14 protein-coding genes and 1 pseudogene are annotated in these 15,992 nt (G+C 72.7%); 12 read left to right on the forward strand and 3 right to left on the reverse strand.

The features are described 5' to 3' along the window. Positions 1-225: 225 nt before the first annotated feature. Genes K2224_RS19385 through K2224_RS19415 form a run of 7 tightly spaced genes read left to right on the forward strand, consistent with a single transcriptional unit; the run spans position 226 to position 7,534 of the window. Positions 226-1,161, forward strand: a complete 936-nt coding sequence (locus K2224_RS19385) for an acyltransferase domain-containing protein (RefSeq protein WP_260692802.1) — start codon at positions 226-228, stop codon at positions 1,159-1,161. Then, complete coding sequence (locus K2224_RS19390) at positions 1,133-2,971, forward strand: acyl-CoA dehydrogenase (RefSeq protein ID WP_221907770.1); 1,839 nt, start codon at positions 1,133-1,135, stop codon at positions 2,969-2,971. The genes K2224_RS19385 and K2224_RS19390 overlap by 29 nt, the downstream gene beginning before the upstream one ends. Before the next feature lie 14 nt (positions 2,972-2,985). After that, the gene (locus K2224_RS19395; protein WP_221907771.1) at positions 2,986-4,086 is read left to right on the forward strand and encodes a 3-oxoacyl-ACP synthase III family protein; all 1,101 of its coding nucleotides are present in this window, start codon (positions 2,986-2,988) and stop codon (positions 4,084-4,086) included. Continuing rightward, entirely contained in the window at positions 4,083-4,928 is an 846-nt protein-coding gene (locus K2224_RS19400; RefSeq protein WP_221907772.1) for an SDR family NAD(P)-dependent oxidoreductase, read from the forward strand. The genes K2224_RS19395 and K2224_RS19400 overlap by 4 nt, the downstream gene beginning before the upstream one ends. 25 nt (positions 4,929-4,953) lie before the next feature. After that, positions 4,954-6,060, forward strand: a complete 1,107-nt coding sequence (locus tag K2224_RS19405; protein ID WP_221907773.1) for a beta-ketoacyl-ACP synthase III — start codon at positions 4,954-4,956, stop codon at positions 6,058-6,060. Continuing rightward, positions 6,033-6,293: an acyl carrier protein gene (locus K2224_RS19410; protein ID WP_221907774.1), complete on the forward strand. Its 261-nt coding sequence runs from the start codon at positions 6,033-6,035 to the stop codon at positions 6,291-6,293. Before K2224_RS19405 ends, K2224_RS19410 begins: the two co-directional genes overlap by 28 nt. Continuing rightward, positions 6,290-7,534, forward strand: a complete 1,245-nt coding sequence (locus tag K2224_RS19415) for a beta-ketoacyl synthase (protein WP_221907775.1) — start codon at positions 6,290-6,292, stop codon at positions 7,532-7,534. Before K2224_RS19410 ends, K2224_RS19415 begins: the two co-directional genes overlap by 4 nt. A gap of 264 nt (positions 7,535-7,798) precedes the next feature. Here the strand turns inward: K2224_RS19415 and K2224_RS41715 are convergent. Next, positions 7,799-7,906: pseudogene (locus K2224_RS41715) on the reverse strand (hypothetical protein); the annotation flags it as partial. Between the two features lie 77 nt (positions 7,907-7,983). Between K2224_RS41715 and K2224_RS19420 the strand changes: the two are divergent. Next, positions 7,984-8,388, forward strand: a complete 405-nt coding sequence (locus K2224_RS19420) for a MarR family transcriptional regulator (RefSeq protein WP_221907776.1) — start codon at positions 7,984-7,986, stop codon at positions 8,386-8,388. Between the two features lie 54 nt (positions 8,389-8,442). On the opposite strand, the gene K2224_RS19425 is transcribed toward K2224_RS19420, so the two are convergent. Further along, positions 8,443-9,108 carry a TetR/AcrR family transcriptional regulator gene (locus tag K2224_RS19425; RefSeq protein ID WP_221907777.1) on the reverse strand — a complete coding sequence of 222 codons (666 nt, stop codon included), beginning with the start codon at positions 9,106-9,108 and terminating at the stop codon, positions 8,443-8,445. A gap of 81 nt (positions 9,109-9,189) precedes the next feature. Here K2224_RS19425 and K2224_RS19430 point away from each other — a divergent pair, with 81 nt between their 5' ends. Then, positions 9,190-10,794: an FAD-dependent monooxygenase gene (locus K2224_RS19430; protein WP_221907778.1), complete on the forward strand. Its 1,605-nt coding sequence runs from the start codon at positions 9,190-9,192 to the stop codon at positions 10,792-10,794. A 106-nt stretch (positions 10,795-10,900) separates the two neighbouring features. On the opposite strand, the gene K2224_RS19435 is transcribed toward K2224_RS19430, so the two are convergent. Next, the gene (locus tag K2224_RS19435; protein ID WP_221907779.1) at positions 10,901-11,716 is read right to left on the reverse strand and encodes an isocitrate lyase/phosphoenolpyruvate mutase family protein; all 816 of its coding nucleotides are present in this window, start codon (positions 11,714-11,716) and stop codon (positions 10,901-10,903) included. 272 nt (positions 11,717-11,988) lie between these two features. On the opposite strand from K2224_RS19435, the gene K2224_RS19440 reads away from it, so the two are divergent. From K2224_RS19440 to K2224_RS19450, 3 genes are all read left to right on the forward strand, one after another. Next, complete coding sequence (locus tag K2224_RS19440; RefSeq protein WP_221907780.1) at positions 11,989-12,456, forward strand: DUF4334 domain-containing protein; 468 nt, start codon at positions 11,989-11,991, stop codon at positions 12,454-12,456. 72 nt (positions 12,457-12,528) lie between these two features. Then, positions 12,529-13,632, forward strand: coding sequence for an NAD(P)-dependent alcohol dehydrogenase (locus K2224_RS19445; protein ID WP_221907781.1), 1,104 nt, complete (start codon positions 12,529-12,531; stop codon positions 13,630-13,632). A gap of 838 nt (positions 13,633-14,470) precedes the next feature. Next, positions 14,471-15,976 (forward strand): sensor histidine kinase, encoded by a 1,506-nt coding sequence (locus tag K2224_RS19450; RefSeq protein WP_399020087.1) that lies wholly within the window; start codon positions 14,471-14,473, stop codon positions 15,974-15,976. Positions 15,977-15,992: the final 16 nt, after the last annotated feature.

Consider the following 15,992-nt stretch of genomic DNA (forward strand, 5'->3'; position numbering starts at 1 on the left):
GGGGGCAAACCCGGGCCATCGGCCCGGCGACGGATGTTGAATGACACCACACCGACCGGAAACCACCGGAAATTGGATGTGGAAATGCGTGACGCCCCCGCGAACCCGCACGGAAAAAACGCCTCGACACCGCCCCGGATCCTTCATGTCTTTCCCGGACAGGGCGACTTCGCGGTGAGCCCGCTGGTCCGGGCACTGCGCACCCATGCAACAGTGCGAAAGGCCGTGCGTGAAGTATTCGAAGAGGCCGAGGAAGTGGGCGATGAATTCGGCATCGCACCTTTGACCAAGGCATTGCTGAGCGATACGCCGCCGAGCGGTCGCGAACTCGCCGCCGGCAGTGTGGGGACACCCCAACTCGCCTTGTTCTGCTCCTCGATTGCCGTGCACCGCGCGCTGTGCTCGGTCGGACTGGCACCCGACGCGGTGCTCGGGGTGAGCTTCGGGGAGATCGCCGCCCTCACCGCATCCGGTGTGTTCGAGGTCGCCGAGGGCGCCCGGATCGCCTGCCTGTTGGCCCGTCAACTCGCCCTGTGCGAGGGGGGAATGACACTGGTCGGCGCCGGGGAGGCGGACACCGAGGTCCTGCTGCGCCGCACCGGATCCCCCGCGCTCGCCCTGGCCAGCGTCAACGCCCCCGACGAGTGCCTGGTCAGCGGCCCGCTGACGGAGCTGCGGACCCTGGAGGAACTGGCCGCCCGCCGGGGCCTTGCGGCCGCCCGCCTGCGGTTGCCGTTCTCCTCCCACCATCCGGCGCTCACCGGGCCCGCGGACGCCTTCGCCTCCGGGATCGGCCATCTCGCCCCGCGCCCGGCCCGGGTACCCGTCCACTCCGCCGTCCACGGCGGCCCCTACGGCCCCCGGGACGACGTCCACCGCGGACTGGCCAACTGCCTGATCCACCCCTTCCGTCTGCCCCCGGTGCTCCATCGGATCACCGCCGGCGGCCGCGCGCTGCTCCTGGAAGCGGGCACCGGCCAGGCACTGACCCACAGCATCCGGCAGACCCTGCCGCCCGAAGCGGCCGGCGCCCACGCGCCGCTCGCCGACCCCGCGTTCCCCTGGCCGCGGCCCGGCCCCCCGGCCGCACACCGGCCGCACACCGACCTCGCCGCCCTCTGGAGCCACCACCATGACCACCCGCACGCAGCCGCTCGGTGAACTGGCCGAGATCGTCAACGGATCCCGCACCAGCACCCTGCGCAGCCGCCTGCTGACCGCCCTGGCCGCCGACCGCGAGCAGCCGGCCGACGCCGGCGAGGACCGCGCCCACCGAACCCACCGGCGGCTGCGGCTGCTCGCGGACAACCTGCCGCCGGTGCACCGGCTGTTCCGCGATCCCGAGCAACTCGCCGCGCTGGGCGAGTGCGTGGCGCTGGTCGACCCGCCGCTGTACATGACCGTCATCAACCACTACGTACTCTGCCTGGGTTCGATCGTGACCCTCACCGACGACCCGGCGAGCGTCGGCCGGCCCTGGCAGGACCTGGCCACCGGCCGCAGCAAGGGCGCCTTCCTGGTCACCGAGATCGGGGACGCCGGCAGCCACCTCGCGACCCGCACCGTCGCCCGATTCGACTCCGACACAAGGGAGTTCGTACTCGTCACGCCGGTTACGGGGGCCGCCAAGTTCTCCGGCGTCGGGGGCTCCGGAGTCCCGAACACGGCCGTTGTGTGCGCCCGCACCGTCGTCGACGGGATCGATCGCGGGGTGTTCTCGTTCGTGGTGGAGCTCACCACCGCCCACGGTCCGCAGCCGGGCGTGGCGGTCTCCCCCGGCCTGGACGCGCCGTCCCTGCCGCTGGACTACGCGCTGGTGCGGTTCGACGGCGCCCGGGTGCCGTACGCCCAGTGGCTGCGCGACGGGGCGCGCATCGACGCCGACGGGGCCTTCCACGATCCGCTCGGCGGCCCGGACGCCCGGCTGCAACGGACCCTGTCCGCGGGCCAGATCCTGTGGGCCACGCTGCCCTCGGCGGTGGCGACCATGGCCCGGCAGTGCTCCGTCTCGGCGCTCCGCTTCGCCGCGCACCGCCGGGCGCACGGCCGACTGGCCCCCGGCGCGAGCGTGCTGGACCTGCGCAACCAGCAGCACGCACTGCTCGGGGCACTGGCCCAGGCATTCGCCCTGACCTGCGCCGGACGGACCGCACGGGACATCTGGGCCCGGTCGCGCGCCGCCCGCCGCACACCGGCCCAGCTCGTCGACGGGATGACCTTCGCGCCGTGGACCGCGGTGGACCGGCCGCTGGCCGTGCTCAAGGCCGTCACGGTGCGCGGCGCCGCGCGGGTGGCCGCCGAATGCCAGCACCGCTGCGGGCTCGCCGGATTCCTGCACCCCAATCTGCTCGACGGCTACCACGGCTTCGCGCACGCCTTCGACACCGCGGGCGGCGACAGCCAGTTGATCCTGTTGGACGCCGGCCGCGCCCTCGCCCGGGAGAACGGCACCGGACGGCTCGGCGCGATGCCGCCCGCCGACGTACCCGCGGACCAGCCCGGGTGGTGGCCGGCGGTCGCCCGGGCCCACGAGGACTGGCTGCGCGACGAACTCCACCGCACCCTCCAGCGCCGCACCGGCGTCGGACGGACCGGACTGGAACTGTGGAACCCCCTGCTGGACGCCGCACACAGCCTCGGGGAGGCATACGGCGCCCGCCTGGTCGCGGACGCCGTGACCGCCGCCGTCGACGCCGTCCACGATCCCGAACTCCGGGGCGCACTAAGGCCGTTGGCCGCCCTCCACGGCGCCGTGGAGGCGCGCCGCCTGGCCGGCGGGCTGCTGGCCGCGGGCACCCTCGCCCCCGCCACCGTCCGCGGCCTCCCCGCCGTGATCGACGGCCTGTGCGACCGGCTGCTCCCCCACCTCCCGCTGCTGTGGGAGGCACTGGGCGCACCGCCCGGCGCGGCACCGGCCCCTTTGGGCGCCGACGACTACGCCGCCGCTCTGTACGACTTCCTCGACCGGTGACCGGAAAGGCCGTCATGAGTCCGCACTCCTCCCCCGCGCCGCCCATCGGCATCCTGGGCATGGGCACCTACCTCCCGCGCGGCACCCGCAGCAACGACGACATCGCGGCCGCGGCCGGCGTCACGCCGGAGTGGATCGCCCAGCGCACCGGCGTGCACACCAGGCATGTGGCCGCCGCCGACGAGGCCGCCTCCGATCTGGCGGCGGCCGCGGTCCGGGCCGCGGTGGCCGCCGCGGGCATCGACATCGACCAGCTCGACGTGCTGATCGCCGCCACCTCCACCCCCGACGAACTGGGCCCCTCCACCGCCTGCCGCATCCAGGCACTGACCGGTGCCAGGCACGCGGTCGCCCTGGACGTCAGCGCGGCCTGCGCCGGCTGGCTGTTCGCCACCCGGGTGGCGCACGACTGGCTGCGCGGCAACGGCGGCGCGCGCTACGCGGCGGTGGTCGGCGTCGAGGCGTACTCCAAGTTCCTGGACCCCACCGACCGGGGCACCGCGGTGCTCTTCGCCGACGGGGCGGCCGCCGCGGTGCTGGGCCCCGTACCGGACGGCGCCGGCTTCGCCGACTTCCGCCTCGGCTCCGACGGCACCGGTGCGCACCACGTGCTGATCCCGGGCGGCGGCAGCCGGCTGCCGGCCAGTCCCGCCACGCTCGGCGAACACCGGCACCACATCCACATGGACGGCCGGGCGGTACGGGACTTCATCGTCGAGATCTTTCCCCGGCTCGTCCGCGAGTGCCTGGCCGGCAACGGCCTGCGCATCGAGGACGTCGACGCGTTCATCACCCACCAGCCCAACCCGGTCCTGCTGCGCAGCCTCGGCGAGCAGATCGGCATCCCGCGCGAGCGCCTGGTCATCGTCGGCGACGAGGTCGGCAACATCGGTGCCGCCAGCGCCCCGTACGCCCTGGCCGGCGCCGCCGCCCGCGGGCTGCTGCCGCGCGGCGGCCGGATCATGCTGGCCGTCTTCGGTGCCGGCGTGACCTGGGGCAGCGCCCTGCTGACCTGGACCGGCGCCCCCACCATCCGCATCGCCCCCACCCGCGCGCCGCGCGCCGCGGCTTCCGCACCCGCTTCCGTTGCGACCTTGCAGAGGAGTTCCTCATGACGACGACGATCCACGACCCGTTCCGCCTGGACGGCACCCGCGCGCTGGTCACCGGCGCCTCCCGCGGCATCGGCAAGGCCACCGCCGTGGCGCTCGCCCTCGCCGGCGCCGATCTGGCGCTGTCCGCGCGGAGTCTGGACGCGCTCAAGGAGACCGCCGCGCTGGCGGAGGCCGAGGGCCGCACCGCGGTACCGGTCCCCGGCGACCTGGCCGAACCCGGCGCCGCGGAGGCGGTGGTGGACGAAGCGGCGGCCGCACTGGGCGGGCTCGACATCATCGTCCACAACGCGGGCGTACTGCCCGCCCAGGACGACGGCACGCCCACCCTGGTGCCCCTCCAGGACTCCGCACAGGCCGACTGGGACCACGTCCTGTCGGTCAACCTCAACGCCACCGCGGCACTGTGCCGACGGGCCCACCGCCATCTGACCGAATCGCCCCGGGCCAGCGTGGTGCTGATGTCCTCGCTGGCCGGGGTCGTCGGCACCCCGCGGATGGAGGCGTACGGCGCGTCCAAGGCGGCGCAGATCGCGCTGGCCCGGAGCCTGGCGGTGGGCTGGGCCCGCGAGGGCATCCGGGTCAACGCGCTGTGCCCGGGCTGGACCCGTACCGACATGACGTCCTTCGCCTACTCCCTGGAGCCGCTGTCGGACTGGCTGATGGCGCACGTACCGCTGGGCCGCTGGGCGGAGCCGGAGGAGGTCGCCCGCGCCGCGCTGTTCCTGGCCTCGCCCGCCGCGTCCTACCTGACCGGCCAGGCACTGGTCCTCGACGGCGGGGCCTCCGTACCCGACGGCGGACTGGCGGGCATCTCCAAACCGCCGTCGCCGTTCACCGCCTGACCGCCCGCGAGACGAGGGATACGCCATGACAAGGGTGAGCCCCACCGCCGTGATCGACGGTATCGGCAGCTGCCTGCCCCCACGGGTGCTGACCAACGAGGACGTCCGGCGCCGCGGCGTGCTGGACACCACCGACGAGTGGATCCGCACCCGCACCGGCATCGCCCGCCGCCGGGCGGCCGAGGACGACATCAGCACCGGCGACCTGGCGGTGGCCGCGGCCCGGGCCGCCCAGGAGTCCGCGGAGGCCCGGGCGGACCTGGTGCTGGTCGCCACCACCACCCCCGACCGGCGCTGCCCGGCGACCGCGCCGGAGGTCGCCCAGCGGCTGGGCCTGGGCACCGTGGCCGCCTTCGACCTGGCGGCGGTGTGCTCCGGTTTCCTCTACGGCCTCACCGTCGCCACGGCGCTGATCCGCACCGGGGTCTGCACCCGGCCCCTGGTGATCGGCGCCGAGACCTACTCGCGGATCATCGACCCGCTGGACCGGGACACCGCGGTGATCTTCGGTGACGGTGCCGGAGCGGCGCTGTTGCGCGCCGGCGACCGCGCCGAGCCCGGAGCGATCACCGGCACCGACTGGGGCTCGGACGGCACCGGCAGCGACCTCATCTCGATCGCCGCCGGCGGCGCCCGACTGCCCGATCCGGCGCGGCGGTTGTGCCGCGAGGACCACTACTTCCGGATGCGCGGCCGGGAGGTGTACGGGCAGGCGGTGCGCCGGATGACCGCGTCCTCGCTCGCCGTCCTGGACAAGACCGGCTGGCCGCCCGCCGCGGTGGGGGCGTTCATCGGCCACCAGGCCAACCAGCGGATCCTCGACTCGGTCGCCGACCGGATCGGCATCGCGCCGCGGTACCGCTTCGGCAACCTCCGCGACGTCGGCAACACCGCGGCCGCGTCCATCCCGCTGGCGCTCGCCGACACCGCCGCGCACCGCCGGGTCCGCCCCGGCACCCGCACCCTCCTGACCGCCTTCGGCGGCGGGCTCACCTGGGCCTCCGTCGCCCTCACCTGGCCCGCGGCCGGCCCCCGCGCCCATCCGCCGGAGCCCCGCTCGACCAACTCGACCAAACCCCGCCACACCCACCGGAGGACCCCCTCATGGACGCTGTCTACGACCACCTCGTGACCGTTCTCACCGACAAGTTCGAGGTCGACGCCAAGGAGATCCGTCCCGACATCACCCTCACCGCCCTGGAACTGGACTCCCTCGCCGTCGTCGAGCTCTACGTCACCCTCCAGGAGCACTGGGGCGTGCCGCTGGAGGAGGACGATTCCGCGGCCGAACTGACCCTGGAACAGGTGGCACAGGCGGTGGCGACGCAGCTGTCCGGCGCCGACCGGGGAGGAGCCCCGCGGTGAGCGCGCCAGGCACCGACGCGGGTCTCGCGGTCACCGGAATCGGCCTGGTCACCCCGGCCGGTTCCGGTACCGCGGCCACCTGGGAGGGGGTCTGCGCCGGGCGGGGCACCGCGGCGCCCGACCCGGAACTGGCGGGCCTGCCGGTCTCGTTCTCCTGCCGTGTCCCCGGTTTCGATCCGCGCACCCAGGTCCCGGGCACCCGGCCCTGGCAGCACGACCGCTGCACCCAGTTCGCGCTGGCCGCCGCCCACGAGGCGGTCACCGACGCCGGACTGGACCCGGCCGCCTGGAACGCGCCGCGCGTCGCGGTGGTCCTGGGTTCCGCGGCCGGCGGCGTGGGCACCTACGAGGACCAGCACCGCAAACTCACCGACACCGGTCCCCGGGCCGTCTCCCCCCTCACCCTGCCCGCCTTCCTCCCCAACATGGCCGCCGGCCGGCTCGCCATCGCCCTCGGCGCCCGGGGCCCGGTCCTGCACACCGCGACGGCCTGTGCCTCGGGCGCCTCGGCGGTGGCCCTGGCGGCGCTGCTGCTGTCCGCCGGCGCCTGCGACATCGCCGTGGCCGGCGGCGCCGACGCCATGGTCACCCCGCTCTGCGCCACCGCCTTCGCGCGGATGGGCGCCCTCTCCCGCCGCCACGACGCCCCCGCCCGCGCCTCCCGTCCCTTCGACGCCGAACGGGACGGCTTCGTCCTCGCCGAGGGCGCCGGCGTCCTCGTCCTGGAGCGCACCGCGGACGCCGAGGCCCGCAACGCCCCGGTCCAGGCGCGGCTGGTCGGCTACGGCATCGCCGCCGACGCCCACCACCCGGTGGCCCCGGACCCGGAAGGCCGCGGCCTGCGCCTGGCCGTCCAGGAGGCCCTGCGCTCGGCCGGCGCCACCGCCCGCGAGATCGACCACATCAACGCCCACGGCACCAGCACCCCCCTCAACGACCGTGCGGAGGCGGCCATTCTGGCCCGCCTCTTCGACGCCGCCTCTCCCTCGGTCACCTCCACCAAGGGCGTACTGGGCCACACCATGGGCGCCGCCGGCGCCATCGAGGCCGCGCTGACCGCACTGACCGTCAAACACCAACTCGTCCCGCCCACCGCCAACTTCCACCACCCCGACCCCGACTCCCCCGCCCTCGACCTCGTCACCGCCCACCCCCGCCCGCAAGCCATCCACCTCGCCCTGAGCAACTCCCTGGGCTTCGGCGGCCACTCCACAACGCTCGCCTTCCGCCCGGGCACCTGAGCCCTTGCCCACCACCAGGAGGCCCCCACCAACATCAGGTTCACCACTGATGCCCGCTGACGCGCCGCGAAGCCGCGTGGCGACGATCGCTCAGACGCCGTAGTCGATCAGTCGCGGTAAACGCTCAATCGCCGTAGTCGTGCTGCTCGGCGAAGCGGCCGGCCAGGGCGGTGAGCAGTTCGGGGGCGTCGTCGCGCGGCAGCACGGCCTCGATCAGCACAAGCCGGTCGGGGGTGGTTGCCGCCAGGCGGAACGCGTCCGCCAGCCCGCTATCGCGTTGACGGCGGAGAGCTCGCCGACGCCGAAGGTGGTGACCACGGCGGCGGCGCCGCGGAGCCGGCCGTAGCCGTCGGCCGCGTAGCCGGCGTCGAGACCGCGACTTCACACTCTTCTACTTCGCGTACAGCGCCTTCACCGGCGCCGCCGACGAAGCCCTCGCCGAACACGGCATGGGCCGCGCCCACCACCGCATCCTCACGTTCCTCGCCTACTCCCCCGGCATGAGCGTCGGCGAGCTCTGCGACACCCTCGACCTCACCAAGCAGGCGATCAACGCCCCGCTGCGCCGGCTGATCGACGACGACCTGATCCGGGTCGCCCCGGGCACCAAGGACCGCCGCCGGAAAGAACTCCACCTCACCGAGCGCGGCGCCGACCTCGAACACACCCTGCACGCCCGGCAGCGCAACCTCTTCCACGCCGCCCTGCAACAGGCCGGCCCGGCCGCCGCCGACGGCTGGCGCGCCGTCCTCACCCCGCTCGCCGGCACCGACTGGTCGACGTTCACCACGGCGGTCGCCGACCGTCGACGAACGGCCGGGAAGGACGCCGACCAGGACGCGGGAGCGGAGTAGGAGACGGGCCCGAAACGGCGTCCGGACCGCCAACTCCCGGCGAATTTCCCGAAGTCAGTCGGACTTGCCGGAGTTGTCGCCCGCCAGGCAGTCGACGAGTTTGGCGAGCTGCCCGGCATAGTGCTCGACCACTTCGGGTGAGCTTCCGTCGGCGCCGAACAGGCCGCGGGCCAGCTGCGGGTAGACCGCCAGCGCGTTGGCCGCGCTCATCTGGATGAGCAGCAGCGCGGCCGGGTCGAACCGGCCGTCGAGCTCGCCCGCCCGCTGACGCTCACGGATCCCCGCCACCTCCTGTCGCAGCCGGGCGTCGCGTTCGGCCGCACCCTCGTCGTCCTCGCCGGTGTCGGCCAGCCCCTCCCAGGCGAGCAAGCGCCCACCGAACCGGGGATCGACACTGGCCCGCACATAGCGCTTGACCATCTCGCCGAGGTCCATGTCGAAGGGCATCGCCTCGCCCTCGTAGGCCCGCCACCGGCGGCCGATCTCCCGGTACAGCCCTTCCTTGCCGTCGAAGTAGTACGAGATCAGCTGCTGGTTCACACCGGCGCGCGCGGCGATCTCGGACACCCGGGCGCCGGCGAAGCCCTTGGCGGAGAACACCTCGGTCGCGGCATCGAGGATCAGCGCCTTGGTGCGCTCGGGGTCCCGCTGCCGCTCGTGCGCGGCCGGCGCCCGACGGGTCGCCCGCCGGGCGTTGGTGTCGCTCTTCTTGCTGGTCATGGCCAGGATTCTGCCATCCGGCCGACTAACTTAATCAACTATCCGTTTGACAAGTTCATCCATCCAGTTGACTCTGTCGCCATGAATCGCCAGAAGACTCAGGTAGTCGTCGTCGGGGGCGCCCTCACCGGGCTGAGCGCCGCCGTCTTCCTCGCCCACAAAGGCGTCCGGGTCACCGTGGTGGAGCGCCACCCCGACCTGCTCTCGCACCCCAGACTGCGCGGCATCACCCCGCGCACCGTCGAGGTCCTCCGTCAGGTCGGGCTCGGTCCGTCGATCCGACGGGAGAGCTTCAGCGGCGAGGACGAGGTCTTCGTGCCGCTACGGGCCAACACGCTCGCCGATACCTACGAAACGGTGCAAGAGGCCGGCCAGGCGGAGCTGGTCGCCCCGCGCACCTACAGCTCGTCGACCTACGCCGGCATCGACCAGGATCGCCTCGAACGCATCCTGCGCGACCACGCCCGTCAACTCGGCGCGGAAATACGCCACTTCACCGAGGCGACCGCCATGGAACAGGATGCGGACGGCGTCACGGTGACCGTCCGGGACCGCGCGAGCGGCGACGAGGAGGCGCTCCACGCGGACTACCTCATCGCCGCCGACGGGTCGAAGAGCCCGATCCGCAACTGGCTGGGTATCGGGACCGACGGGCCGGGCGTGCTCTTCAACACGATCAGCGCACTCGTCCAGGCCGACCTCTCGCCCGCCGTACGCGGCCGTCAGATCGGCATCGCCTACCTTCAGAAGCCGCGTCCGTTCAGCTCGATGATGCCGCACGACCGCTCGGGCACACGCTGGCTGTTCGGCACCGGATACGACCCACGACACGAGTCGGTGGCGGACTTCACCACCGAGCGGGTGACGGAGATGGTGCGGGAGGCATCCGGACTGGACGAGGTCGAGGTGTCGCTGAGGCCGCAGATCCCCGGCACCGACGTCACCGTGCTCGGCTTTCCCATCGGCGCCCAGGTCGCCCGGTCGTACCGCTCCGGCCGGGTCTTCCTCGCCGGGGACGCGGCGCGCATCCAGCCGCCCACCGGCGGATTCGGCGGCAGCACCGGCATCCAGGACGTCCACAACCTCGCCTGGAAACTCGCCGCCGTCCTCGCAGGGCAGGCCGGCCCGGGCCTGCTCGACTCCTACGAAGCCGAGCGGCGCCCCTACGGCCGGCTCGCCATGGAGCAGGCGTTCGCCCGCTTCGGCGACCGCATGGCCGGCGGCGCACAGGTCGAGCTGATCGAGTACTCGGCGGTGACCACGGGCTTCCGGTACGCCTCGGCGGCGGTGCCGGGCAACGACGACACCGACCCGATCCCCGCCGTCGAACTGCAGGCGCAACCAGGCACCCGGGCGCCGCACCGCCCGACGGCGGACGGCGGTTCCACCCTCGACCTGTACGGCGAGACCTTCGTCCTGCTGACCGGCCGAGCGGGCCAGGCATGGGTCAAGGCCGCACAGGACCTGGGCACCACCATGGACATCGAGCTCCAGTCCTACGTCCTCGGCACGGACCTCGACGTCGAGGACGGCGAGAACGCGCACGGCATCGGTCCGGACGGCGCGGTTCTCGTCCGCCCGGACGGCTTCGTCGCCTGGCGCAGCCCCTCCGCACCGACGGACGAGACGGACGAGACCACGGCCCTTGCCCAGGTCCTCCGCGCCGTCCTCGCCAGGCAGAGCTGAGCCGGCGAGGGCCGCTCCCGACCGGCAGACAGCAACCGTCGGCGCCGACCCCCCGGAGGATCGACGCCGACGGCCCCGACGAATGCCCTGCCCGCGGGCAGACCGGTCAGCGCGGTGCGAACAACGCGTTGAGTTCCGGGAAGGCGATGCCCTCGGCGAGGGACTCATAGCCGCCGGTGCCGTACAGCTCCTGTGCGGCGCGGCGGGCGGCGGCGTACGCGGCCTGGGCCACGCCCGATCCGAGGCTGACGCGTGCCGCGCCGAGGCCGCCCAGCGCGGCGACGTCCGGCGCCCCGGGACCGGCCATGAGGTTCAGCGGTACGGGGATGTCCGCCACGAGGGCCTCGATGGTGGCCGCGTCGGCGACGCCCGGGACGAAGATGCCGTCGGCGCCCGCCTCCACGTAGGTGCGCGCCCGCTCCAGGGTGTCCTTCAGCCGGTTGGCGGGATCGCCCAGGCCGAACAGGTAGGTATCGATACGGGCGTTGAGGAAGAGTTCCCCGCCCGCCTTCGCCAGCGCGGCGCGTGCTGCCGACAGCCGGTCCCGCAGCTCGGCCGGGGGCCGGGTGCCGTCCTCGATGTTGACACCGACCGCGCCGGCCTCCAGCACCCCGACGACGGTCGCGGCGACCTCGGTCGCGTCCTGCCCGTAACCGCCCTCGATGTCTGCGGTGACCGGCACGGCGACGGCCTCGGCGATCCGGGCGATCAGGTCCAGCGCCTCTTCGCGAGCGAGCGCGTCACCGTCCGGGGAACCGAGCGCCCAGGCGACGCCGGCGCTGGTGGTGGCGATCGCGGGCGCGCCCGCGGCCTCGATGACGCGGGCGCTGGCGACATCCCAGGCATTGGCGAGCGCCAGCGGCCGGGCAGGGTTGTGGAGGGAGCGGAAGAGTCGGACCCGCTCCGCCTGTGTCGTGGTCATGCGGCCATCCAACCAGCGGCCGCGGACGGCCGTCTGGCGGAAATCCGACATCATCACCGCCCCCGACCGCCTGCCGACAATGCTCCTCACCGCCCGCGACAACCGACGCGAGCCCCGGGCCCGGACGACGGATCAAGCCGCACCCAACTCGGCGCAACATCGCCCCCGCCCCCTTCCTTCCGACGCGTCACGCCCACGAGTTGAGTACTGTCAAGGCGCGTCGCACGTCGCACACCGCACACCCGCGCAGGCAGGGACAGGAAGGGATCCGCATGGACGTCGAGCAGGCCCGGGAACGCATCGCCGAGATCCGCGCGGCCGGTGGCAAGGTGTCCATCGACGAACTGGACGCGCTGTGGGGCGCGTTGCCGCCGGTCCGCACCGAGGAGATCCTCGGTGCCTGGCGCGGTGGCGCGTTCGTCACCGGCCACCGCGTCGAAAGCCTGCTGGCCGCGGCGAACTGGCACGGAAAACGCTTCCACTCTCCCACCGACGTGCAGCCGCTGATCTGCCGCGACGCCGACGGCACGCTGTTCTCCGACATCGAGGCCGGCAAGGGTGAAGCCGGCCTGTGGATGGTCGAGTTCCGCGGCGAGTCCACCGCCTCGATGGTCTACGACGGACAGCCCGTCATCGACCACTTCAAGCGGATCGACGACACCACCCTCCTGGGTGTCATGAACGGCAAGGACGTGCTCGACGACGGCCGGCACTTCTACTTCTTCCTCGAACGCGAGTAACCGGCCAATCCAGACAGCTCCCCGCCAGCCCCAGGCAGCCCGTCCCCGACCCCACAGAAGGCGATGCAACTGATGCGCATCCAGGCAGCCGTCGTGGAAGGCCCAGGTGGCCCCTTCACCCTCCGCGACGACCTCGTCATCGAGGCGCCCCGGTCCGACGAGATCCTGGTCAGGATCGCGGCAGCCGGTATCTGCCACACCGACCTCAGCACCCGGCTGAGGTGGCCGCAGCAACTCAGCCCGATGGTCTTCGGCCACGAGGGCGCGGGCGTCGTGGAGGCAGTGGGCGACGAGGTCACCTCCGTACGGCCGGGTGACAGTGTGTGCCTGACCTACCGCAGCTGTACCGACTGCGGCCAGTGCACCACGGGCCACCCCGCCTACTGCGACACAGGCATCTTCGCCCTCAACGCCAGTGGCACCCGGCCGGACGGCACCACCCCGCTGTCCCGGGCCGGCGACGGACGTCCGGTCTACGGCAGCTTCTTCGGCCAGTCGTCCTTCGCCAGTCACGCCCTCGCGCACACCAGCAACGTCGTCAAGGTGCCCGCCGACCTGCCGCCGACGATCGCCGCGCCGCTCGGTTGCGGAGTGCAGACCGGGGCCGGCACGATCCTCAACGTGCTGCGCCCGCCGCGCGGTTCGTCGGTGGCTGTCTTCGGAGCGGGCGGTGTGGGGCTCGTCTCCGTCATGACCGCGGTCGCCGAGGGCTGCCGTGTCATCGCCGTCGATCCGGTCGCGGCCCGGCGCGCCAAGGCCCTCAAGTTCGGCGCCGTGGCGGCCGTCGATCCCCAGGCCGTCGAGGACGTCGCGGGCGCGGTCCGCGACCACGCCGACGGAGGACCCGCCTTCGCCGTGGACACCACCGGTCAACCCACCGTGATCTCCCAGGCGATCGCCACGCTGGCGCAGCGCGGCACCCTGGCCCTGGTCGGCGTCGGCGGCCGCGCCGAATTCGACATCATGACCGTGCTGACCAAGGGCATCCGGATCCGCGGTGTCATCGAGGGCGACGCGGCACCCGCCGACTTCATCCCCCGACTCATCGCCCGCTACCGCCAGGGCGTCCTGCCCTTCGACGAGATCATCACCGAGTTCCCGTTCCACGAGATCGAGGACGCCGCCCGGGCAGCATCCGCCGGCGAGGTCATCAAGCCCGTCCTCCGCTTCCCCTGACCCGCCGAACGTGCACCGAGGGGATGGCCACGCATTCCGCCATCCCCTCGGCAAGCCGGCCCGGCCTGGCCCGACCCGGTCATCCGCGAATTGAACGCAGCGCCTGCGCCGGCCGCGGGTAGGCAACTACGGCAGCCGTAACTGCCGCCCCTCTCCGCCGCTTTCGTCAAATTCTCATTCCCCCGGCGTCGAGAGAAACAGTGACCGGCCCGAACCTCATCCCAATCACAGGGAATACTGCCCGAGGAAATCATCTCCCGGGGCTCTGAACGCTCAGGCTCAATCAAAGTCGCCGCGGCGACCATCACTTCAGCCGCCGCCTCACCCGGCTCCTCGCCCAGCACATCCCCCGGCACCAGGCGGCCCGCGCGCCCGCCCTCGCTCCGCGGCCGATCCCGACCGCAGCCCCAACAGCCCCACCCCTCACGCGATCACCACTCACCCACCAGCCGGCCACCAACCGGCACCGCCCCCTCCACCGCACTCGCCCCACCCGGCCAAACGATTCTTCCGAATTTCGCACACGAGTGCAGTTATGTGTTATACGCACTCACGCCACAGAAACATCCCGACCCCGCTATGCTCGCTGACGCACAGCGAGTTGTGGCGATTACCACACGTCGCCGCTGGCTGTCGTGGTGTCGTCAATCGCACAAAGGCTCGGACGCCCTGGGATCCGGCCTCATGCGTGCGGAACGCCGCCGTGGAATGCGCTGCGATCAAGCAATTGGTGGGCGTGGTCCCGCGGTTGTCGATCTTTTTCAGACGGCCTTCCCATGGCGCCCATATATGCCATGTATGTCGCCCTGTCCATCTCATTAGAGCTCTGAGGATGCCGATGGTTCGTGCTGGTTCGCCCCCTGGAGGATCGGGGCCCACCCCCGCCCCCATATGGCTGCTGCCGTCCGTACTGCTGGCCGTCTGCACGGCCGTGGCCGTGTTGTTGACGCCGTCAATGGCGCGTGCCCAGGTCGTTTCGATCGGCGTGATCGCGACGGTGGCGGTAGCCGTCGCCGGCGGTGAGACGGCACGTCGCGGACGCGTGCTCGACCAACTGCGCAGGCGGTCCGCCGAGCAGGAGGCCGTTCTGCGCGGTCACCTGGCCGAGCAGGAGGCCGAGACCGTGCGGATGGCCAAGGAGACCCTGCCCAAGGCGATGGCCCAGCTCCAGCAGGGCGCCCGGGCGGAGGAGGTACTCCGCAACGTCGTCCATGTCTCCCGTGTCAGCCCGGAGTTCGAAGCCGCGTACCGGGGAGTGCTGCGCTACGTCCTGGAGGCCGTCGAGGCCGAGGAGGACCTGCGCGACTCGGCCCAGCGCGCGTTCGTCAACATCGCCCGACGCGTCCAGGCCATCACCCACCAACAGGCGCAGGAACTGCGGGAGATGGAGGACAAGCACGGCAACGACCCGGAAGTCTTCGGTGACTTGCTCCAACTCGACCACCGCACCGCGCTGGTCGGCCGGCTCGCGGACAGCATCGCCGTACTCGGTGGTGCCCGGCCCGGCCGTCAGTGGCAGCAGACCATCCCGCTGTTCAACGTGCTCCGCGGTGCGATGTCCCGGATCATCGACTACCAACGCGTCGATCTGCACTCCGTGGCCGAGGTCGGCATCCTCGGACGCGGCGTCGAGCCGCTGATCCACGCCCTGTCCGAACTGCTGGACAACGCCACCCGCTACTCACCGCCCCAGACACGCGTCCACCTGACCGCGACCGAGATCCAGACCGGTGTGGCCATCGAGATGGAGGACGCCGGGATCGGCCTGACCGACGAAGCCCGTGTGCGTGCCGAGCGGGCCCTGGCACAGGACTCCCCCACCGAGCTGGACCTCGACGACCTGGGCGAGTCGCCACGGCTCGGCCTGGCCGTGGTCGGCCGACTGGCCCGCGCCTACGACTTCAAGGTCTCCTTCCGCAGCTCCGCCTACGGCGGGGTCCGAGTGGTCCTGATCGTCCCGCCGGACATGATCACCGCGACTCCGGTGCCGGGTGGCGCCCTGGCCAAGGCCGCTGTCCTGCCGCCGCCCCGTCGCCGGGGCGGTCCGATGCGCCGGACGGAAGAGGCTGTTGAGGAGCCCCTGCCCAGCACCGCACCGCGCGCCGCCAACGGGCTCCCGCAGCGCAGGCGCCGTACCCGCGCCGTGATTCCGCCCCTGCGGCACAAGCCCGCAGCCACCGCCTCCACCACCACTGGATCCGACGCCTCGGTGTCCGCTGCGCCGGCCCCCCAGGCCGGGATGTGGCTGGCCGCCTTCCAGGAGGGCATCTCGGGCGAGCCCCGGGCCGAGTCCCCGGCGGACCGCCCCCACGGACCGAGCGACAAAGAGTCCGAGCGTAACTGAGTCATTAGGTAAGGAT

This window comes from Streptomyces sp. BHT-5-2, assembly GCF_019774615.1.
In the GTDB taxonomy this organism is placed as follows: domain Bacteria; phylum Actinomycetota; class Actinomycetes; order Streptomycetales; family Streptomycetaceae; genus Streptomyces.